Below are 20,407 nucleotides of genomic sequence, written 5' to 3' on the forward strand. Positions count from 1 at the left end.
AAATAGAAACGAAGGAATCACATGTCTCACGTCCAAGAAGCAGCAAAAACCGTCGAACTGCACCGCCCTGCGGCGCGCATCACCGTGCCGGAAGCGGCCACCTGGCCCGTCGCCGATGTGCTGGCCCTGTTCGACCTGCCATTCAATGAGCTGATGTTCAAGGCCCAGCAAACGCACCGCATCAACTTCCCCGATGGCGACGTGGAGCTGGCGACCTTGTTGTCGATCAAGACGGGTGGCTGCGAAGAAGACTGCGGCTACTGCCCGCAGGCGGCCCGCTACGACACGGGCGTGGAAGCGAAGAAGATCCTCGACATCGATACGGTGCTCGACGCGGCCCGCCAGGCCAAAGCCAACGGCGCCACGCGCTTCTGCATGGGCGCCGCCTGGCGCAGCCCGAAAGAGCGCGACATGGAAAAAGTCGAAGAGATGGTCACCAAGGTCAAGGCGCTGGGCCTGGAAACCTGCGCTACTTTGGGCATGCTGGAAGAGGGACAGGCGGACCGCCTGAAGAACGCCGGCCTCGACTTCTACAACCATAACCTCGATACGGCGCCCGAGTTTTACGACAACGTCATCTCCACGCGCGAATACCAGGACCGCCTGGACACCCTGGGCCGCGTGCGCGAAGCCGGCTTGAAAGTATGCTGCGGCGGCATCGTCGGCATGGGCGAGACGCGCTTGCAGCGCGCGGGCCTGATCGCCCAGCTGGCCAATTTGAATCCCTACCCGGAATCGGTGCCCGTCAACCACCTGGTGCAGGTGGAAGGCACACCTTTGTATGGCCTGGAAGCGCTGGACCCGTTCGAATTCGTGCGCACGATCGCTGTCGCCCGCATCACCATGCCGAAGGCGCGCGTGCGTTTGTCGGCGGGCCGGCGCCAGATGGGCGAAGCCGTGCAAGCCATGTGCTTCCTGGCTGGCGCCAATTCCATCTTCTACGGCGACAAGCTGCTCACCACCGACAACCCGGAAGCGGAAGACGACCGCACCCTGTTGAACAAACTGGGCCTGCAGACGCGCGGCGCCATGCTGGACTCGGTGCAGAAAGAGAAGTGCGGCTGCTGATGACAGCCTTGTCGGGTTAGGCCGTGCCGGCTAACCCGACCTACGAATGCCGCCTCACCAATGCGTAGGTCGGCTTAGCGCAAAGCGCGTAAGCCGACACGCCAGCACACAACGTCCATGACAAGAGACAGCTGCCCCTTTTTGAGAGAATAGAGAGAGACCATGTTCACTAAAATCCTGATCGCCAACCGCGGCGAAATCGCTTGCCGAGTCGCCGCTACCGCACGCCGCATGGGCATCCAGACTGTCGCCGTGTATTCCGAGGCGGACGCCAACGCCAAGCACGTCGCCGTGTGCGACGAAGCCGTCTTGATCGGCCCCGCGCCGGCCAAGGAAAGCTATCTGTGCGGCGACAAGATCATCGCTGTAGCGCTGGCGACAGGTGCGCAGGCGATCCACCCCGGCTACGGCTTTTTGTCCGAAAACGCGGATTTCGCCGACGCCTGCCATGCAGCGGGCCTGGTCTTCATCGGCCCGCCGGCGTCCGCCATGCGCGCCATGGGCTCCAAGTCGGCCGCCAAGTCGCTGATGGAAAAAGCCAACGTGCCGCTGGTGCCCGGCTACCACGGCGACGAACAGGATGCGGACTTCCTGCATGGGCAGGCCGACAAGATCGGCTATCCCGTGCTGCTGAAGGCGTCTGCTGGCGGCGGCGGCAAGGGCATGCGCGTCATCGAACACTCCGCCGACTTCAAGGCGGCGCTGGCCTCGTGCAAGCGCGAAGCGATCAGCTCTTTCGGCGACGACAAGGTGCTGGCAGAGAAATACCTGTCGCGCCCGCGGCATATCGAAATCCAGGTGTTCGCCGATACCCTGGGCAACTGCATCTACCTGTTCGAGCGCGATTGCTCGGTGCAGCGCCGTCATCAAAAGGTGCTGGAGGAAGCGCCTGCGCCCGGCATGCCGGTTGAACGCCGCGCGGCCATGGGCGAAGCGGCCGTCGCCGCCGCCAAGGCCGTCGGGTACGTCGGCGCGGGCACGGTGGAATTCATCGCCAACCAGGATGGCTCGTTTTACTTCATGGAGATGAACACGCGCTTGCAAGTAGAGCACCCGGTGACGGAAATGATCACCGGCACGGATCTGGTGGAATGGCAGTTGCGCGTCGCCTTTGGCGAGCCGCTGCCGAAAAAACAGAGCGAATTGACAATCCACGGCCACGCCATCGAGGCGCGCATCTATGCGGAAAATCCGGAAAAGGGCTTCCTGCCATCGATCGGCACGCTGCGCCACATGCAGTCGCCGCAAGCCGTGACGTTCGAGCTGGGTGGAACGCTGGTTCCGGCCGCCGTGCGCATCGATTCGGGCGTGCGCGAGGGAGATGCAATTTCGCCGTTCTACGACCCGATGATCGCCAAGCTGATCGTCTGGGGCGCGGACCGCCGCGAAGCGCTGGCGCGCATGGCGCAGGCGCTGGCCGAATACCAGATCGTGGGCCTGGCCAGCAATATCGCCTTTTTGAAGCGCCTGGTCGAAGGCCAGGCATTTGCCAGCGCCGACCTCGATACGGGTTTGATCGAGCGCAATCAAGACGCCCTGTTCCCCGCCCTGCAGCCGGCGCCCGACACGGCCCTGGCACTGGCGTCCGTCGCCCTGCTGCTGGAAGAGAAGGCGGCTGCCGAAACGCAATCGGCCAATCGCGCCGACCCGTGGGGCAATGCCCTGGGCTGGCGTTTGAACAGCACCCTCGGACGCAGCCTGGCGTTCGCCGATGAATTCGCGCTGGCTGGCGACAGCAAGGCCTATGCCGCGCGCATCGCCTACAAGACGGATGGCTGGCTGTTCAACGGCCAGCCCCTCACCCTGACGGCGCACAAAGGCAACGAGCTGCACATCAAGCTGGGCGAGCGTGCCGTGCACGGTACCGTGCTGCGCGACGGGGAGCAGTTCCACGTGTTCAGCAGCGGCTTGCACACCACACTGCACTACAGCGACCCGATGGCGCATGCGGGCGAAGTGGAAGCGGAAGGCGGACGCCTGACGGCGCCGATGCCGGGCAAAGTTGTCGCCGTGCTGGTGAACAAAGGGCAGGACGTCAAGAAAGGCGAGCCTTTGGTCATCATGGAAGCGATGAAGATGGAGCACACGATCGCTGCGCCGCACGACGGCCTGGTGGAAGACGTGCTGTACGCGGTCGGCGACCAGGTAGCCGATGGCGCGCCGCTGCTGGCTTTCAAGGCCGCCGCATAGAGGCGGCCACGATGCGCATCCTTTTACAGCGCGCGGACGGCAAGGAAGCGGCGTGGGTCGCCGATTTCAAGGACTTGCTGCCCGAGGCCGAAATCCATTTCTGGCGCGAAGGCGACACGTTCGCGCCATGCGACTACGCCGTGGTGTGGCAGCCGCCAGCGGCCATGCTGCCGGCATTGCGGGAAGTCAAAGCCATCTTCAACACGGGCGCGGGCGTCGACGCGCTCCTGAAATTTGGCGAGGCGCTGCCCGCCCACGTGCCGCTGGTGCGCCTGGACGACGCGGGCATGGGCGTGCAGATGGCCGAATATGTGAGCCACGCCATGCTGCGCCACTTCCGCCGCTTCGACGATTACGAAGCCCAGGGCCGCGCGGGCATCTGGCAGCCGCTGCCCCCGTTTGACAAGGCGGATTTCCCGGTCGGCGTACTGGGCATGGGCGTGCTGGGCACCCGCGTGCTGCAAGCGCTGGCGCAGTTCGAATTCCCGCTGCGGGGATGGAGCCGTAACCGCAAGCACATCGATGGCGTGCAGTGCTTTGCGGGCGAGGAAGGCCTTGATGCATTTTTGCGCGGCACGCGCGTGCTGGTGTGCATGCTGCCACTCACGCCGGAGACGCACAACCTGCTCGACCGTGCGCGCCTGTCGATGCTGCTGCCTGGCGCCTACGTCATCAACGTGGCGCGCGGCGCGCATCTCGCCGAACCGGACTTATTGACCCTGATCCGCTCCGGGCATATCGCCGGGGCGACCCTGGACGTGTTCCGCAACGAGCCGCTGCCGCAGCAGCACCCGTTCTGGCTGGAACCGCGCATCACCATCACGCCGCATATTTCGGCCGCCACCCTGCGCCGCGAAAGCGTGGCGCAAATCGCCGCCAAGATGCGCCGCCTGCACGCCGGAGACTCTGTCGCCGGCATCGTCAACCGTTTGCAAGGATATTGAGATGAGCAATCAACCGAATTTGCCGAAACAGGTCAAGATCGTCGAAGTGGGCCCGCGCGACGGCCTGCAAAACGAAAAGGAAACCATCAGTGCCGCCGTCAAGATCGAGCTGGTCGACCGCCTGACCCTGGCGGGCTTCGCCAATATCGAGGCGGCGTCGTTCGTCTCGCCGAAATGGGTGCCGCAGATGGCCACCAGCGCCGAAGTGATGGAAAAAATCGCGCGCCGCCCAAGCACGATTTATTCGGCGCTGACGCCGAACATGCAGGGTTTCGATGCAGCGCTGGCGGCGAAGGCCGATGAAGTGGTGATCTTCGGCTCGGCCTCCGAGGCGTTCTCGCAAAAGAACATCAACTGCTCGATCGCCGAATCGATCGCCCGCTTCGAAGGCGTGGCGAAGGCGGCCAAGGAACACGGCTTGCGCCTGCGCGGCAGCATCAGCTGCGCCTTTGGCTGCCCCTACCAGGGCGACGTGCCGCTCGACGCCGTGGCCGACGTGGTGGGACGCATGCGCGACCTCGGCTGCGACGAGATCGATATCGCCGACACCATCGGCGTGGCCACGCCGCGCAAAACGCAGGCGGTGATGGAACGCGCCATTGCGGCTTTCCACGTGGGCGGCCTGTCCGGCCACTTCCACGACACCTATGGCCAGGCGCTGGCGAATATTTACGCCAGCCTGGAAACGGGCATTGCGATTTATCATTCGTCCGTCTCCGGCCTGGGCGGCTGCCCCTACGCCAAGGGCGCCACCGGCAACGTAGCGACCGAAGACGTGCTGTACATGATGCAGGGACTGGGTATCGCCACCGGCATCGACCTGGACCTGGTGGTGGACGCGGGGCAGTTCATCTCGCAGCAGCTGGGGCGCAAGGGTTCCAGCCGCGCGGGCAACGCCATTGCGGCGAAACGGGCAGGCTGAGGCGTAGGTCGGATTAGCGTGGCGACGCCACGCGTAATCCGACAACAGTGTTTGCCATGACCCTGGTGGTGTCGGATTACGCGCTTGCGCGCTAATCCGACCTACCCGACCGGCGTGAACCGTACAGACGAAAAAAAAACCCAAGAGCCTAAACTCTTGGGTTTTTTTCTACAAATTTGGTCGGAGTACAAGGATTCGAACCTTGGACCCCCTGGTCCCAAACCAGGTGCGCTACCGGGCTGCGCCACACTCCGAAGACCAAGATAATACAGGCCGTATCGACTTCGGTCAAGGGTCAGGTGAAACTCTGTGTAAATTATTTACGCGCAACACAGGAAGCCCTGTATTTTTCAAAACGATTGAAGTATGCGACACTAAGTTTGCAAGTTTTCCCGATCAGACATGAAGGCGACGACGGCAATGGAGTTCAGGATAGAAAGCAGCGACGGCGGCCGGACCATGCCTAAGGGCCGCGGCATCGTGCTGGGCATAGCCGTGTCCTTGCTGCTGCATGGCGCCTTGATCTATCTGTGGCGCCATGTGCAACCACCCATCCGGCCGGAAACGGCCCCGCGCGTGGAATCGATTGCCGTCTGGATACGCCCGCTTGCCGCCAGGCCTCCACCGCCCGTCGAAGTCGTCAAGCCGAAGCGGGAAGCAAAACCCCTCAGCAAGCCGAAACTTGCCACTACGCGGGAAACGCCAGCGGCGGCCACCGCGCCGGCGGCCAGCCCGCAAGCCATCACGGTCGTCCCGGCATCACCGGCCACGCCGGCAGCCAGTGCCGATACCTTGACGCAAGAAACACCGAAATTCGACATGGACGCGGCCAAACGCACGGCGCGCAAGATGGCCGGCGAGCGCGATCCCTCCAAGGTGGGCACGGCCGTGGGGCAAATCCCCGACAAGCCGCTGCAAACGGAAACCCAGCTGGCACGCGACATCGCACAAGGCAAGCGCGGCGATTGCCGCACCGCCTATTCAGGTGCTGGCTTGCTGGCGCCCGTGCTGATGTTGCTCGACAAGAAGGATAGCGGCTGCAAGTGGTAGTTACTTAACAATCATCACCGGGCATGCAGAGAGCAGCCTATTCCTGCCCCTTCAACTGCAGCGCCCGCTCATACAGGGCGTTTTTCTTGCGCCCCGTGATCTGCGCCGTCAAATTCGCCGCCTGCTTGACGCTGCATTCGGCCAGCAGGATGTTCAGGATGCGCTCCGCTTCCACGTCTTCCGCGTCCTGCGCTTCCGTGGCGCCTTCCAGCAGGACGACAAATTCTCCCTTTTCGCGGTGCGCGTCGGCGCGGATCCAGCTTTCCGCCTCGGACAGGGGACAGCGGTGGATTTCCTCGAACATTTTCGTCAGCTCGCGCGCAAACACCACCTGGCGCGTGGGCTCGAACGCTTCCACCAGGGCCGTGGCGCAATCGAGGATGCGGTGCGGCGCTTCATAGAAGACCATCGTCGCCGTCACGCCGCGCAGGCTGTGCAGCATGTTTTCGCGCTGCTTGGCCTTGGCTGGCAGGAAGCCGACGAAGTAAAACTGGTCATTCAACAGACCGCTGGCGGAAATGGCGGTGATCGCCGCCGACGGGCCGGGCAGGGGCAGCACGCGCAAGCCGGCCGCGCGCACGGCGTCGACAATGCGCGCGCCGGGGTCGGAAACGGCGGGTGTACCCGCGTCGGAAACGAGGGCGATGCGCTCGCCGGCCTGCAGGCGTGCAATCAGGGTTTGCGCCACTTCGCGCTCATTATGTTGATGCGCAGCAATTAATGGCTTGTTCAGGCCAAAGCGCGTCAGCAGGTGCGCCGTGTTGCGCGTATCTTCACAGGCGACGGCGTCTGCAAGGCTCAGCAAGTGCAGCGCGCGCAGGCTGATATCGGTCACATTGCCGATCGGCGTGGCCACTATATACAATGTTGCGATAGGATAGACCTGGTGCGCCGCCTCTGTCATGATGGGCAGGCTGGCGATGGAACTGATTTCTTGTACGGTCATTTTGGAGGTTAAATGCTTGCTAATAGTGTGAAGTTACTGCTTGTTTGTGCCGCGACCGGCATGCTGAGCGCTTGCAGCACGCCTTGCGACGCGCCCGGGCAATTGTGCGCGCCTATTGAATCTAACACAAGGGCGCTGCCGCCACCGAAGCCGCTGCCACCACCCGTGCCACCCAAGCCGCCCGCGCCCGAACCGGTGACGTTTGCCGTGGCCGTGCCCGATATTACCGCGTACGACGGCAATGGCGCGCCGCTGGCGCCCATTGCCACCAAGCCGGCGACCGGCACGCCGCAGGACATGCCGGCCGCCACGGCGCCGGCGCCGGCCGACGGCCAGGTCCACCACATCGGCCTGCTGCTGCCGCTGCGCTCGGCTTCCCTGGGCCCGGCCGCCGAATTGCTGCGCGCCGGCTTCATGGCCGCGTATGAACGCGACCGCAGCGGCTTCGAAGTGACGGTGATCGACACGGGCGATGGCAGCAGCGACGTCCTGAACAAGTTTGCGCAAGCACAAGAGGAACAGGACATCGTCGTGGGTCCCCTGTCGCGCTCGGCCGTCACGGCCGTGGCGAATAGCGACCTGGTGCGCAAGCCGACGATCGCCCTGAACCACCCCGACAACCGCGGCGAGGCGCGCCTGCCTGCCAAGCTGCTGGTGATGGGCCTGTCGATCGAAGCGGAAGCGCGCCAGGTCGCCGCCTGGGCCGCCAGCGAACAGCCGCGTGCCAGCGCGCTGATCCTGTCCGCCGGTTCGCCCTCGCAGCGCCGCATCAGCGCCGCCTTCAAGCAGGAATGGCTGCGCCAGGGCGGCAAGATCGAGGCGATGGACTTGACGGCCACGAATGGCTACCTGAGCGATGCGGAACTGGTGCAGCTGCGCGCGCGCCTGGCCGCGACGCCCCCAGGCCTGCTGTTTGCCGCACTCGACGCCGACCAGGCACGCCAGCTGCGCGTGGCCATCGGCAGCGATCTGCCCCTGTATGGCACCTCGTCATTGAATCCCGGCGCAGGACGCGGCGCCAGCGGCCCTGAACTCGACGGTGCGCGCCTGCTGGACTTGCCTTGGCAAGTGCAGCGCGACCATCCGCAAGTAATGGTGTATCCACAGCCCGAGCAGCCTGCCGAACGCCGCCTGACGGCCGACATGGAACGCCTGTACGCGCTGGGCATCGATGCCTTCCGCGTGGCGCGCGAAGTGGCGCTGCGGCCGAACACGCCATTTACCCTCGATGGCGTGACGGGCCGCCTGGCCGTGCGCTTTGAGAACGATCAAAGCGTGTTCGAACGCACGGAACAGGCCGCCAGCTACCAGCAGGGCGTGTTGGGCACCTGGCCGCCGGCCGCGCCTGTCGCCGTGCCGCCAGCCCAATAAGGATGCGCCATGCCACCCCTGCCGTTCCAGAACAAACAGGCACGGGGACGGCAAGGGGAAGACGATGCGCTCGCGTATCTGCTGCTGCAAGGCTTGGTGCTGTTGGAACGCAACTATCTGTGCAAGGGTGGCGAGCTGGACCTGATCATGCGCGATGGCCCATCAGTCGTCTTCGTGGAAGTGCGGCTACGCAGCAGTGCAGCCTTCGGCGGCGCCCTGGCCAGCATCACGCCAGCCAAGCAGCGGCGCATGGTGTACGCGGCACAAACCTGGCTACAAGGACAAAAGACACTGCCGCCTTGCCGCTTCGACGCGCTGGCCATCGATGGCGGGCGCATCAGCTGGCTGAAAAACATCCTCGATATGTAAGCATTTTTAACAGTGCTTGTCCGCCATGCCGCGCGCCTGCACTATAATCGGCAGACTATGAATAATCAACGCATCCTCTCGCACTTCCACGAAAGTGCCGAACTCAAGATCCAGGCCGCCACCGTACTGGCGCAACCCATTGCGCAGGCGATCGACCTGATGTTTTATGCATTGTCAAACGGCAACAAAATCCTGGCCTGCGGCAACGGCGGTTCCGCCGCCGACTGCCAGCATTTCGCGGCCGAGCTGGTGGGACGCTTCGAACGCGAGCGCTTTCCGCTGCCGGCCCTGGCGCTGACGACGGATACGTCGATCCTGACGGCCGTGGCCAACGACTACAGCTACCGCGAGATTTTCTCGAAGCAGGTGCAGGCCTTCGGCCAGGCCGGCGACATCCTGCTGGCCATCTCCACATCGGGCAATTCGGCCAACGTAATGGCGGCCGTGGAAGCAGCGCTCGAGCGCGAAATGCGCGTCGTGGCGCTGACGGGCAAGGACGGCGGCGCCATCGGCAAGATGCTGACGGATGCCGACGTGCATATCTGCGTACCGGCCGAGCGCACGGCGCGCATCCAGGAAGTCCATCTGACCACCATACATTGCATCTGCGACGGCATCGACGTCGCGCTATTCGGAGGAGACGTGAATGACTAAATTCGGTACTGGCCCAGGCTGGAAACGCGTACAACGCCCGCTGGCCACCGCACTCCTGTGCGGCGCCATGCTCACCTCGCTCACCGGCTGCATCGAACTGATGGTCGGCGGCGCCGTGATGGGCGGCGTTGCCGCGGCAGACCGCCGCACCCTGGGCGCCCAAACCGAAGACAAGTCGATCGCCGTCAAAGGCGAGTCGCGCATCCCTTCCATCGTCGGCGATGCCGGCCATGTGAATGTCACCAGCTTCAACCGCCGCGTCCTGCTGACGGGCGAAGTGCGCGATGACGCGATGAAAAATGCCGTCGAGCGCGAAGTGCGCAATATCGAGGGCGTGGAATCGGTGGCCAATGAACTGATCATCGCCGGCCCGGCCAGCTACACCTCGCGCTCGAACGACGCGCTGATCACCACCAAGGTCAAGGCCAGCCTGGTCGACATGAAAACCATCTCGGCAGCCTCGTTCAAGGTCGTCACCGAGAATGGCACCGTCTTCCTGATGGGCCGCGTTACCCAGCGCGAAGGCACGGTCGCGGCCGACGTGGCGCGCGGCGTGGGCGGCGTGCAGAAAGTGGTCAAGCTGTTCGACTACATTTCGGAAGCGGAGCTGAAGCAATTGCAGCCCGATCCGCCGCAGCAGCGCACGACGGGCAGCGTCGGCGACAGGGCCCAGCAGTAAGCCTGTACGTCGTTTGACCTACGGCTTTGATGCAGCGATACGGCTATAATTGCTGCATAGCCGCGCTTTTCAAGTGAACTTATTTCAACTTCGCCATGTCAACTTCGCCCTCCGCAAGCAAGTCCTGGATCAAGCCAGCCCTGATCGCCGTCTTCGTGGCAGGCGTGGCGGCAGCCGGCTATCTGTCGCTGAATGACAAGCAGAGCGCGCCGGACGTGACCTTCCATGGCATCCACGGCGAAAAGATCACCTCGGCCAGCCTGCGCGGCAAGGTGGTGATGGTCAATTTCTGGGCCACCTCGTGCACCACTTGCGTGGCGGAGATGCCGGACATGGTCGACACCTACAACAAATACAAGGGGCAAGGCCTGGAATTCGTGGCCGTGGCCATGAAATACGATCCGGCCAACTACGTGCTGAACTTCGCCGAAACGCGCCAGCTGCCATTCAAGGTGGCGCTCGACGTGACGGGCGAGGCGGCCAAGGCCTATGGCGACGTGGCCCTCACGCCCACCACCTTCGTGCTCGACAAGCAGGGCAAGATCCTCAAGCGCTATGTGGGCAAGCCGGAAGTCGCCGAACTGCACAAGCTGCTGGAAACCGCCATCGCCGGCTAAGACCGCGCACAAACACGGTATAAAACCTTGTTGCCAACTGTTATCAACCTGTTATAACCTTCTCTTGCGTGATCCCATTCACCTTGTGAAGGCCAGCCGTGTCCCTAGCCGCTCAATCGCTTGACCCGCAACAACTCAAAACCTGGCTGCTTGCCGCCGGGAACAAGGACGCCACGGCGTTCCGCCAGCTATATAACTCCACCTCATCGAAACTGTTTGGCTTCGCGCTGCGTATATTGCATAAGCAAGAGCTCGCTGAAGAAGCCTTGCAAGAGGGTTTCGTCGCCATCTGGAACAACGCCGCCGCTTACCAGAGCCATCTGGCGGCGCCGATGACCTGGATGGCCACCATCGTGCGCAACAAGGCGTTCGATGTGCTGCGGCGCAGCGACGATACCGTGGAAATCGATGCCGAACAGTTTGATAGCGAAGTCATGAATGCACTCCGAGACCCCCAGGCCACGCCCATCGAATCACTGCAACTGAGCGGTGATGCGAAGGCGCTGGCGTTTTGCATGTCGGCCCTGGAAGGGGTGCACCGGCAGGTGGTCGCCCTGGCGTTCTATCATGACCTGTCGCACAGCGAAGTGGCGCAGCAGATGTCGCTGCCAATCGGCACCGTGAAGACCTGGATACGGCGCAGCCTGGAACGGCTGCGCACGTGCCTGGCAAAACGGGAGACATCATGAATATCCGCAGCAATGACGTGCTGCGCCAGAAACTGGCGTCCGAATACGTGCTGGGCACCCTGAAAGGGGGCGCGCGGCGGCGTTTCGAAGGCTGGCTGCACAACGACGCCGATTTGCGCAATATCACGGCCGAATGGCGGCAGCGTTTGGAACCGATGGCGGAATTTGCCACGCCCGTGGCGCCGCCCAAGCGCGTGTGGCAACAGATCGAGCAGCGCTTGCACCTGGCGCCGCAGGGCGGCTGGTCCTTGTTCCGCGATTCGCTGTCGTTCTGGCGTTCGCTGGGCATGGCCTCGAGCGCCATCGCCGCGCTGCTGGTCATCGTCGTGGCCACGCGCCTGCTGGACGCGCCGCAAATCAGCTATGTGGCCAGCCTGACGGACGAGAAAGCGCAAACGGCCCTGCTGCTGACAGCCGACAGCCGCCATGGCGCACTCGAGGTGCGCATGGTGGGCAACGCGCCCGTGCCTGCTGACCGCGACCTGGAACTGTGGGCCGTGCCGAAGAGCGGCAACCCCCGTTCACTGGGCTTGCTGGCCGACAAGGGCAACGTGAAACTGGCCCTGTCGCAGCGCGCCATCGGCAACGACGTGGCCTTGCTGGCCGTCACCCTGGAACCGAAAGGCGGCTCGCCAAATCCGAACGGACCGACGGGACCGGTTTTGTATAAGGGTAACTGGGTGAAAATTTAGTAACGCCTGACCAAGCCTACTGCAGTTGATTTGGCTTGCTTACCTTACTTTGGATACAGAATCATTTGCGTGCAGCGAAACAGGGCGATGGTCTTGCCCGTTTCCTTGCTTTTCACCACGGCATCCCACACTTGCGTGTTGCGGCCCTTGTGCTCGACTTTCGCCGTGCAGGTGAGCGTGCCTTCGCGGGCCGTACCCAGGTGGTTCGATTTCAACTCGATGGTGGTGAAGTTGCTGGCGCCCTCAGGCAGGTTGACGATGCAGCCATAGCCGGACGCCGTGTCGGCCAGGGTCACCACGCTGCCCGCGTGCAGATAGCCGTTCGGCGCCAGCAAATGGGGCAGCACGGGCAATTCCGCCGTCAGCTGGCCGTCGCCCACTGCCGTGATGACGATGCCCAGGTGGCCGGGCAGGCGGCCTGTGCCGCGTTCGTTCAACATTGCTACGGTGATGTCGGGATTGCTCATGCTGGTCCTTGTGCGGGTGAATCCGGGCAGCGGATCTGCCGGAAAATACTATGATGATAGCAACTTTCCCCGTATCGGTTTGACGGCCACTTATTTCCGGCTACGCCGCCGTTTCCACCACACCAAAGTCCCCGTCAGCAGGAACAGCAAGGGCATCAGGCCGAACACCGTCATGAAACTGCGCCCGGCCACGCCAAACGCCTGGCCCGAATGCAGGGGGAATTGCCAGCCCAGGAAAACGTCTCCGGCCGGCGCCCGCAAGGGATCGCGTATGCGCAGGGGCAAGCCGCTGCGCGCATCCAGGGTCAGGCGCGTGGCGCCGTCGCCGTGGGCGATTTCACCTGGCTGGCGCACGCGGATCTCGTAAGGCTGGTCCTTCTTGGCCGGCAGCACGATGCGCGACACGCGCGCCTGCGGATAGAGCAGCTGCGCGGCGGCCATGGCCTGGCCCGCATCGAGCAGGGCGCCATCCTGGGCCACATTTTTCAGTTTGGCCGTGTCCGGCACCGTCGATACCAGGCCCACCAGGGGCACGACCAGCTGCGGCAAATTGAAATAAATGCCGGAAAAGGCGATCACGGCCAGCACGGGCGCGGCAAAGAAGCCGGCCGCCTTGTGAAACGTATAGTTGAAGCGGGGCCAGGAGCCGCCATGCGACACCGTCAAGGCGCGCCGCATGGCCGTCCACTGCAATTTTGGCCACCACAGATAGATGCCGCTCAGCGCCATCAGCAGCAAGGCCACGCCGGAGATGCCGGTGACCGTCTTGCCCACGTCTCCCGACAATAAATAGCGGTGCAGATGAAACATGCCCGACATCAGCAGCGGGCGCGTGAGGCCGAAGCGGCCCCAGTCGCGCTCGCCTTTGACTCGCAAGGTGTAGGGGTCGACCATCACCTGGCGCACGATGGCCTGGCTGAAGGGGGACGGCTTGCCGGCTTGGCGGTACGAGGCCACATACACGTCGCGCCCATCGGCGGGCGGATTGAGCTGGCTCGGCGTACCGTAGGCGGGGTCGGCCGCGAGTCCGTCCACCACCGCTTGCAGCGTGCGCGGCGTGACCTCGAACACCTGGCCAGGCGCGGGCGCGCTCGCCTGCAGCAAATCCGGATTCAGATACGCATCGAGCTCCGGCATCCAGGCGATGGCGGACCCCGTCAAGCCCAGCAGGACGAACAGGGCGCCGAACCACAGGCCCGCATACCGGTGCAGCTTGGCTAACAACCACTTGATCGGGCGTTGCGACATGGAAACTCTGGGAAATTTTGGGCTGCGGAACGATAGCATGAAAGGCATGGAGTGAAAATCATTATCAGATGGCATTCTGTCGTGCCCACCCAGCGCAAATGACGCAACAAGCGCTGACGGGGGGCGATTTTCTTGCTACTATGCGCCCATGTCTTCCCGCCAGTCCACCCGCAAGCTTGCCCATCACGGTGCCGCCGCCCTCGCGCGCACGCCGTGGCAGCTGTGCGTGGCCCTGTTCAGTGCGCTTGCTCTCGTGTTCCTGCTGTCGACGGCCGCTTCGCACCTGCACAAGACGACTCTCGACGCGGAAGAGTGCGCGCTGTGCGCCACGGTCATCGACAAGGTGGCCGATATCGCCGTGCCGCCGGCCATCGCCGAGCCGCCCGCCCAGTTACTGCCCTACCGCCTGCTGGCCATCGCGCCCGCCATCCTGGCGCCCGCCGCCGCCCTCATCCTGCCGCCCGTGCGCGGCCCGCCTGCCGCCTCACTGTAGTTCCCACGCTGTTTTTCCTTTTTCAGGCTGCCCCTTGTCGCGCTTTCATGCGCGCCGGGCCGCCTGGCGTTGACTATTTTTGAGGTTTACCATGCAACACACACCACGCCTGAGCGCGCTGTCGCTCGCCCTTGCCAGTCTGTTCAGCCTATCCGCTCATGCCGCAGATGCCGTCCCTGCCGCAGATGCCAGCCCGGCTGATGCCGCTCAGCCAGAAATGCAAAAGGTCGAAGTCACCTCCGCCCACTTGCGAAGCGCGCGCATCGAGCTGTCGCCGAAAGTCGGCACCACCATCTACAGCATCGACAGCCACATGGTCGACATGCTGGGCCAGGGCGACAATACGCCATTCAATGAAGTACTGCTGCGCCTGCCGGGCGTATCGCAGGATTCGAAGGGTTCCGGCGCCCTGCATGTGCGCGACGACCATGCCAACGTGCAATACCGCATCAATGGCGTGCAATTGCCCGAAAGCATCAGCGGCTTCGGCCAGTCCATCGACACGCGTTTGATCGACAAGACGGATTTCATGACGGGCGCCTTGCCTGCCCAGTTCGGCCTGCGCACGGCGGGCATCGTCGATATTGAAACGAAGGAGGGCGGACTGACACCGGGCGGGCGCATCGGCATCATGGTCGGCAGCCACGACCATGTCGAGCCGAGTGCCGAATTTTTCGGCAGCGTCGGCAAGTTCAATTACTACCTGTCCGGCAGCTACCTGGGCAATTTCCTGGGTGTGGAAAACCCGCAAGACACGCGCAGCGCACTGCACGACAAGACGCGCCAGAACAAATCGTTTGGCAGTCTGTCGTATTTCCTCGATGACAACACCCGCCTGGGCGCCATGTTCGGCACCTACAACGGCCGCTTCCAGATTCCCAACAACCCCAACCAGGCGCCGGGCTTTTCCCTGGATGGCCACAGCGATGCGCAGGCGGGCACATCCAGTATCCCTTCATCGCAGTTGAATGAAAACCAGCGCGAAGTGAACCGCTTCCTCGTGCTGTCGCTGCAAAAGAGCCTGGGCGACGTCAATTACCAGGTGTCGGCCTTCCACCAGTATTCGGAACTGCACTTCACGCCAGATGCCATCGGCGACCTGATCTACAACGGCGTGGCCTCGGACTCGCGCCGTGCGAACAGCGCTTCCGGTGCCCAGTTCGATATCAGCTACAAATTGCACCAGGACCACACCGTTCGCGCGGGCCTGGCCTATACGCGCCAGAAGACGACGAGCGACAACACGGTGGCCGTCTTCCCCGCCATTGACGGGACGCAAACCTCCACCATGCCGATCAGCATTGCCGACAACAGCGGCAAGACGGGCACCCTGGCCAGCTTTTACCTGCAGGATGAATGGCATATCAGCAAGCCCCTGACCCTGAACTATGGCGCCCGCTACGACAAGGTTTCGGCCTACACGAGCGAGCAGCAATGGAGTCCGCGCGTCAACCTGGCCTACCAGATCGCGCCGGGCACGGCCCTGCATGCGGGCTATTCGCGCTACTTCACGCCGCCGCCGCAGGAACTGGCCGCGCAAGGCAGCATCGACCTGTATGCGAATACGACGAATGCGCCGGAGATCGGCCAGTCGGACAACGTCAAGGCCGAGCGCACGCACTACTACGACGTGGGCATCAGCCACCAGGTGAGTCCGAAACTGACCGTGACGGCCGATGTGTACTATAAAAAGATCAACAACCTGCTGGACGAAGGCCAGTTCGGCCAGGCATTGATACTGACGCCGTTCAACTATGCGGATGGCTACGCCAAGGGCCTGGAGCTATCCGCCATCTACAGCGAGAAAAACTGGGGCTTGTTCCTCAATGCCAGCACGCAAAAGGCGCAGGGACGCAACATCAATTCGGGCCAGGCCCTGTTTGGCGCCGATGAGTTGAACACCATCAGCAAGCACTATGTCTACCTCGATCATGACCAGAAATACACGCTGTCCGGTGGCGGCCATTATCACTTTGGCGATTCGCAAGTGAGCGCTGACTTCCTGTATGGCAGCGGCCTGCGCATGACCCCGGAAGGCGGCACGCCGAATTCCGGCCATCTGCCCGCTTACTTTACCGTCAACACGGCGCTCACGCACACGTGGAAAAACACGCCGGTCGGCAAAGTGGAAGGGCGGCTGGCCCTGATCAACCTGTTCGATAAGTCGTACCTGCTGCGCGACGGTTCCGGCGTGGGCGTGGGGGCGCCGCAGTATGGCGCCCGCCGCAGCATCTACGCCGGCCTGTCGACCAGCTTCTAAGAGTTACGCGCGAAGACAGCGGCAGGGTGCAACGCCTGCCGCTGTCGGTTGCCGTCATACACAGCTACCGCCCCAGGCGAAGGGTGGGGCGCCACCAGCACCAGGATCACGACTTTGACTTGCTTGAGCGGCGTCAGGTGGAAAGCCCGAAAGATGGCCTAGCCCGGCGAAAAACACGGTCCCGCCACCTATTCCGCCTTGAGGAAGGCTGCCAGGCGTTCCCGGCAGGGCCGGGCGAACTCCCCCTCCAGCCGCGCGTTCCACGATGCGTCGATGCGTGTGTCCATGCGTCACTTCATGGCCAATTTATTAACCATGCTTTTTCAGCATGCCAGCACGGGACGCTCGGCAGCATGGCGTGCATACGCTGCGGGCAGGCAAAAAAAAGCCGCCAGCGTTAGCAGGCGGCCTTGATTTGGCGTAAAGGGCTTAGAAATTCAGCGCCGATTCCACGCCGGCGCTGTGCGCCTGTTCATCCGCGTGGTACGAGCTGCGCACCATGGCGCCCACGGCAGCGTGGGTGAAGCCCATTTTATAGGCTTCTTCTTCGAACATCTTGAACACGTCCGGGTGCACGTAGCGGCGCACGGGCAAGTGGCTGTTCGATGGCGCCAGGTACTGGCCGATGGTCAGCATGTCGATGTCGTGCTCGCGCATGTCGCGCATGACTTGCAGGATTTCCTCGTCCGTCTCGCCCAGGCCCACCATGATGCCGGATTTGGTTTTCACGTCCGGGTACATGGCCTTGAAATCCTTCAGCAGTTTCAAGGAATGCATGTAGTCGGAGCCGGGACGCGCTTCCTTGTACAGGCGAGGCGCCGTTTCCAGGTTGTGGTTCATCACGTCAGGCAAGCCATCCTTGAACAGGTCCAACGCTTTTTCCAGGCGGCCGCGGAAGTCGGGCACCAGCACTTCGATGCGGGTGTTCGGCGACAGGGCGCGCGTTTGCTGGATGCACTCGACGAAATGGCCGGCGCCGCCATCGCGCAAGTCATCGCGGTCGACGGAAGTGATGACGACGTAGTTCAACCGCAGCTTGGCGATGGTCTTCGACAGGTTGGCCGGCTCTTCCTTGTCCAGCGGGTCCGGGCGGCCATGGCCGACGTCGCAGAACGGGCAGCGGCGCGTGCACTTGTCGCCCATGATCATGAAGGTGGCGGTGCCCTTGCCAAAACACTCGCCGATATTCGGGCAGCTGGCTTCCTCGCACACCGTCACGAGCTTGTTTTCGCGCAGGATGTCCTTGATTTCATAGAAACGGGTCGATGCCGAAGCGGCCTTGACGCGGATCCAGTCCGGCTTTTTCAGGCGCTCGATCTGCTCGATAGGGACGATCTTGATCGGAATGCGCGAAGTCTTGCTGGCGCCTTTTTGCTTTTCACTCGGGTTGTACGCTGGAGCGGCGGGGGCGGTGCTGGAAATGGTCTCAGAAGTCATGGCTGCAAGCCCTTGACGGGCGTGTTGGTTTGTTTGCTCAGGCATCTGCTGCCTGAGGCGCGCCTGCGGCGCTGTTTACTTCGCTTACATCGAGTAATACGGTCAATTCATGGGCCAGGGCCCGCTGCACTTCGGCCAGCGGCGCCGAAACGCCCATGCTGCGCATGTCCACCGTCTTCAGGCCGGAATAACCGCAAGGGTTAATCCAGGAAAACGGCGCCAGGTCCATCGCCACGTTGAGCGATACGCCATGGTAGGTGCAGCCGTTGCCGCGCACCTTCAATCCCAGCGCGGCGATCTTCGCACCCTTGCTTGGTCCGCCGGCGATATAGATGCCGGGCGCGCCATCGATGCGCTCGCCAGCAAGATTATACGCCGCCAGCACATTGATGATGGCTTGCTCGATTTTATGCACGAACTGGCGCGCATACAGCTTGCCGCCAGGCTTGTTGCGGCGCAAGTCCATCAGCAGATAAATCACCACCTGGCCGGGGCCGTGGAACGTCACTTCGCCGCCGCGGTCCGTCTGCACCACGGGGATCGCGTCCGCGCCGGCCAGCAGATGGCCGCGGTCGGCCGCCAGGCCCAGGGTGAACACGGGCGGATGCTCGACGATCCACAGTTCGTCGCGCGTGTCCGTCGTGCGCGCGTCGGTAAAGGCGCGCATGGCGGCAAAGGTCGGCTCGTAATCGACGCGGCCCAGCTCGCGGATCAGCGCCGCTTCGGTTCGGGTGGTGGTCATGACAGATTCTGTAATCAGCTGCCGGCGCCCTGCGGACGCTGCGGCGAAGCCGTGATTATAAGCCAGGCCGCCGTTTCATTCAGCCCCGGGCACAGGCAACAGCAGCAAGCTGCCCAATTTTTGTGCAGCGTGGCGCACCTGGGCCAGACTCAGCGCCGTGTAGCCGAGCAGCACGGCGGGCGCCAGCCTGGCGCTACGGCAAAAGTCACCGAGCGGCTGCAGCGCCAGCCCCTCCTGCGCGGCGCGCGCGCAAAACGCCCGTTCGTCGGCATCCTGCGGCAGCCACAGCACGCAGTGAAAGCCCGCCTGCTGGCCCGAAATCGTGTAACGGCCTGGGGCGACCTGCTCCAGGCAGGCCAGCAGCAGGTCACGCCGCTCCTTGTAGGCAAGGCGCGCCTGGCGCAAATGGCGCACGAAAGCGCCTTCCTCCATCCAGGCGGCCAGCGCCAGCTGTTCCGTCACGCCCACGGAACGGCCCGTCAACTGCACGATGCGCAGCAGTTGCGGGCGCAAGGGGGGCGGCAGCACCATGAAACCCACGCGCAAGCCCGCAAACAGGGTCTTATTAAAACTACCACAGTAGATCACGCGCTGGTACTGATCCAGTGCCTTCAGGGCCGCCAGCGGTGCACTGTGGTAATTGAATTCACTGTCGTAATCGTCTTCCACCACCCAGGCTCCGCTGTCATTCGCCCATTCCAGCAAGGCCAGGCGGCGCGTGACGGACATGGTCACGCCCAGCGGCGACTGGTGCGCCGGCGTCACATACGCAAGGCAGGCGTCGGTGTGCGCAGCCAGGGCGGCGCAATCGATGCCCTCGGCGTCGACGGGAATATCCACGGGCATGGCGCCCGCCAGGGCGAACAGGGCGCGCGCGGCCGGATAACCGGGCTCTTCCAGGCAAACCTTGTCGCCATCGCGCACGATGCCGCGCGCCAGCAAGTCGATCGCGTGGCGGATGCCGGTGGTGACAACGATGTCTTGCGGGTCGCAGCGGATGCCGCGGTACTTGGCGAGGAAGTCGGCGATCTGCTGGCGCAGCTGGGGCAGGCCGGCCGGATCGGCACTGCACAACTGCTCCGGCGTGGCGGCCGCCAGCGCCCGTGTGGCGCACTTGGACCAGGCTGCCATGGGAAACAGGCTGGCGTCGGCGCGCCTTGCCACGAAAGGCAAGCCGTCGCGCACGCCCGTGTCCGGAGCGGGCGCGGGCACGGCGGCCGGTGCGGCCGGGATGGCATCGGCGAAGCCTGCCATCAGGAAGCGTTCCGGCACCACGGCGCACACGCGCGTGCCGGAGCCGGGCACGCGCGTCACATAGGCTTCCGCGTGCAGGCGGTCGAACACGGTTTCGATGGTGCCGCGTGATAACTCCCACCGTTCGGCCAGGGTGCGGCTGGACGGCAAACGGCTGCCCGCCGGCAGCATCTTCGTCAGGATGGCCGAGCGCAGCGCTTCATACGCGCCATCCTGCTTGTTGACGCCCGCCTTGTCGAGCCAGCTAGTGGGACGAGGCAAGTCCAGGGCGTGCGGTGATTTTCCTCGCGGCATAATGATGATCGTCCAAGTGGT

Annotated in this window: 20 protein-coding genes and 1 tRNA gene; 14 read left to right on the top strand and 7 right to left on the bottom strand. The window is 63.5% G+C overall.

Going from position 1 to position 20,407, the window contains the following annotated elements:
- The first annotated feature begins 21 nt into the window (after positions 1-21).
- From bioB to CLU92_RS19740, 4 genes are all read left to right on the top strand, one after another.
- Complete coding sequence (gene bioB / locus CLU92_RS19725) at positions 22-1,068, top strand: biotin synthase BioB (protein WP_101483273.1); 1,047 nt, start codon at positions 22-24, stop codon at positions 1,066-1,068.
- Between the two features lie 162 nt (positions 1,069-1,230).
- Positions 1,231-3,258, top strand: a complete 2,028-nt coding sequence (locus CLU92_RS19730; RefSeq protein WP_101483274.1) for an acetyl/propionyl/methylcrotonyl-CoA carboxylase subunit alpha — start codon at positions 1,231-1,233, stop codon at positions 3,256-3,258.
- An 11-nt stretch (positions 3,259-3,269) separates the two neighbouring features.
- Positions 3,270-4,202 (top strand): glyoxylate/hydroxypyruvate reductase A, encoded by a 933-nt coding sequence (locus tag CLU92_RS19735; protein WP_101483275.1) that lies wholly within the window; start codon positions 3,270-3,272, stop codon positions 4,200-4,202.
- 1 nt (position 4,203) lies between these two features.
- Positions 4,204-5,124 (top strand): hydroxymethylglutaryl-CoA lyase, encoded by a 921-nt coding sequence (locus tag CLU92_RS19740; RefSeq protein ID WP_101483276.1) that lies wholly within the window; start codon positions 4,204-4,206, stop codon positions 5,122-5,124.
- 177 nt (positions 5,125-5,301) lie between these two features.
- Here the strand turns inward: CLU92_RS19740 and CLU92_RS19745 are convergent.
- Positions 5,302-5,378 (bottom strand) — tRNA-Pro (locus CLU92_RS19745).
- Positions 5,379-5,583: 205 nt separating this feature from the next.
- Between CLU92_RS19745 and CLU92_RS19750 the strand changes: the two genes are divergently transcribed.
- The gene (locus CLU92_RS19750; protein ID WP_143452627.1) at positions 5,584-6,174 is read left to right on the top strand and encodes a hypothetical protein; all 591 of its coding nucleotides are present in this window, start codon (positions 5,584-5,586) and stop codon (positions 6,172-6,174) included.
- A gap of 37 nt (positions 6,175-6,211) precedes the next feature.
- Here the strand turns inward: CLU92_RS19750 and rsmI are convergent, their stop codons facing one another.
- On the bottom strand, positions 6,212-7,120 hold the full coding sequence (rsmI, locus tag CLU92_RS19755) for a 16S rRNA (cytidine(1402)-2'-O)-methyltransferase (RefSeq protein ID WP_101483278.1): 909 nt from the start codon (positions 7,118-7,120) through the stop codon (positions 6,212-6,214).
- Positions 7,121-7,285: 165 nt separating this feature from the next.
- Here rsmI and CLU92_RS19760 point away from each other — a divergent pair, with 165 nt between their 5' ends.
- From CLU92_RS19760 to CLU92_RS19790, 7 genes are all read left to right on the top strand, one after another.
- Positions 7,286-8,491 (top strand): penicillin-binding protein activator, encoded by a 1,206-nt coding sequence (locus CLU92_RS19760; protein ID WP_101483279.1) that lies wholly within the window; start codon positions 7,286-7,288, stop codon positions 8,489-8,491.
- A gap of 9 nt (positions 8,492-8,500) precedes the next feature.
- Positions 8,501-8,860, top strand: coding sequence for a YraN family protein (locus tag CLU92_RS19765; RefSeq protein ID WP_101483280.1), 360 nt, complete (start codon positions 8,501-8,503; stop codon positions 8,858-8,860).
- Between the two features lie 57 nt (positions 8,861-8,917).
- A complete protein-coding gene (locus CLU92_RS19770) occupies positions 8,918-9,514 on the top strand; it encodes a phosphoheptose isomerase (RefSeq protein WP_034752465.1) in 597 nt (198 codons plus the stop codon).
- Positions 9,507-10,193, top strand: coding sequence for a BON domain-containing protein (locus CLU92_RS19775; RefSeq protein ID WP_101483281.1), 687 nt, complete (start codon positions 9,507-9,509; stop codon positions 10,191-10,193). Before CLU92_RS19770 ends, CLU92_RS19775 begins: the two co-directional genes overlap by 8 nt.
- 95 nt (positions 10,194-10,288) lie before the next feature.
- The gene (locus CLU92_RS19780; RefSeq protein WP_101483282.1) at positions 10,289-10,810 is read left to right on the top strand and encodes a peroxiredoxin; all 522 of its coding nucleotides are present in this window, start codon (positions 10,289-10,291) and stop codon (positions 10,808-10,810) included.
- 98 nt (positions 10,811-10,908) lie between these two features.
- Positions 10,909-11,499 (top strand): sigma-70 family RNA polymerase sigma factor, encoded by a 591-nt coding sequence (locus tag CLU92_RS19785; protein ID WP_101483283.1) that lies wholly within the window; start codon positions 10,909-10,911, stop codon positions 11,497-11,499.
- Positions 11,496-12,191, top strand: coding sequence for an anti-sigma factor domain-containing protein (locus CLU92_RS19790; RefSeq protein WP_101483284.1), 696 nt, complete (start codon positions 11,496-11,498; stop codon positions 12,189-12,191). The genes CLU92_RS19785 and CLU92_RS19790 overlap by 4 nt, the downstream gene beginning before the upstream one ends.
- A gap of 44 nt (positions 12,192-12,235) precedes the next feature.
- Here CLU92_RS19790 and CLU92_RS19795 read toward each other — a convergent pair whose 3' ends face one another.
- The gene (locus CLU92_RS19795; RefSeq protein WP_076564607.1) at positions 12,236-12,658 is read right to left on the bottom strand and encodes a PaaI family thioesterase; all 423 of its coding nucleotides are present in this window, start codon (positions 12,656-12,658) and stop codon (positions 12,236-12,238) included.
- A gap of 90 nt (positions 12,659-12,748) precedes the next feature.
- A complete protein-coding gene (locus CLU92_RS19800; RefSeq protein ID WP_101483285.1) occupies positions 12,749-13,906 on the bottom strand; it encodes a PepSY domain-containing protein in 1,158 nt (385 codons plus the stop codon).
- Between the two features lie 148 nt (positions 13,907-14,054).
- Here CLU92_RS19800 and CLU92_RS19805 point away from each other — a divergent pair, with 148 nt between their 5' ends.
- Positions 14,055-14,399, top strand: a complete 345-nt coding sequence (locus CLU92_RS19805) for a hypothetical protein (RefSeq protein ID WP_101483286.1) — start codon at positions 14,055-14,057, stop codon at positions 14,397-14,399.
- 91 nt (positions 14,400-14,490) lie between these two features.
- Complete coding sequence (locus CLU92_RS19810) at positions 14,491-16,659, top strand: TonB-dependent receptor (protein ID WP_101483287.1); 2,169 nt, start codon at positions 14,491-14,493, stop codon at positions 16,657-16,659.
- 429 nt (positions 16,660-17,088) lie between these two features.
- Here the strand turns inward: CLU92_RS19810 and lipA are convergent, their stop codons facing one another.
- From lipA to CLU92_RS19825, 3 genes are all read right to left on the bottom strand, one after another.
- Positions 17,089-18,096 carry a lipoyl synthase gene (lipA, locus tag CLU92_RS19815; protein ID WP_101483288.1) on the bottom strand — a complete coding sequence of 336 codons (1,008 nt, stop codon included), beginning with the start codon at positions 18,094-18,096 and terminating at the stop codon, positions 17,089-17,091.
- 37 nt (positions 18,097-18,133) lie between these two features.
- The gene (lipB, locus tag CLU92_RS19820) at positions 18,134-18,838 is read right to left on the bottom strand and encodes a lipoyl(octanoyl) transferase LipB (RefSeq protein WP_101483289.1); all 705 of its coding nucleotides are present in this window, start codon (positions 18,836-18,838) and stop codon (positions 18,134-18,136) included.
- 75 nt (positions 18,839-18,913) lie between these two features.
- The gene (locus CLU92_RS19825; RefSeq protein ID WP_101483290.1) at positions 18,914-20,386 is read right to left on the bottom strand and encodes a PLP-dependent aminotransferase family protein; all 1,473 of its coding nucleotides are present in this window, start codon (positions 20,384-20,386) and stop codon (positions 18,914-18,916) included.
- Positions 20,387-20,407: the final 21 nt, after the last annotated feature.

Origin of the sequence: Janthinobacterium sp. 61, assembly GCF_002846335.1 — a bacterium.
Lineage (GTDB): Bacteria > Pseudomonadota > Gammaproteobacteria > Burkholderiales > Burkholderiaceae_D > Janthinobacterium.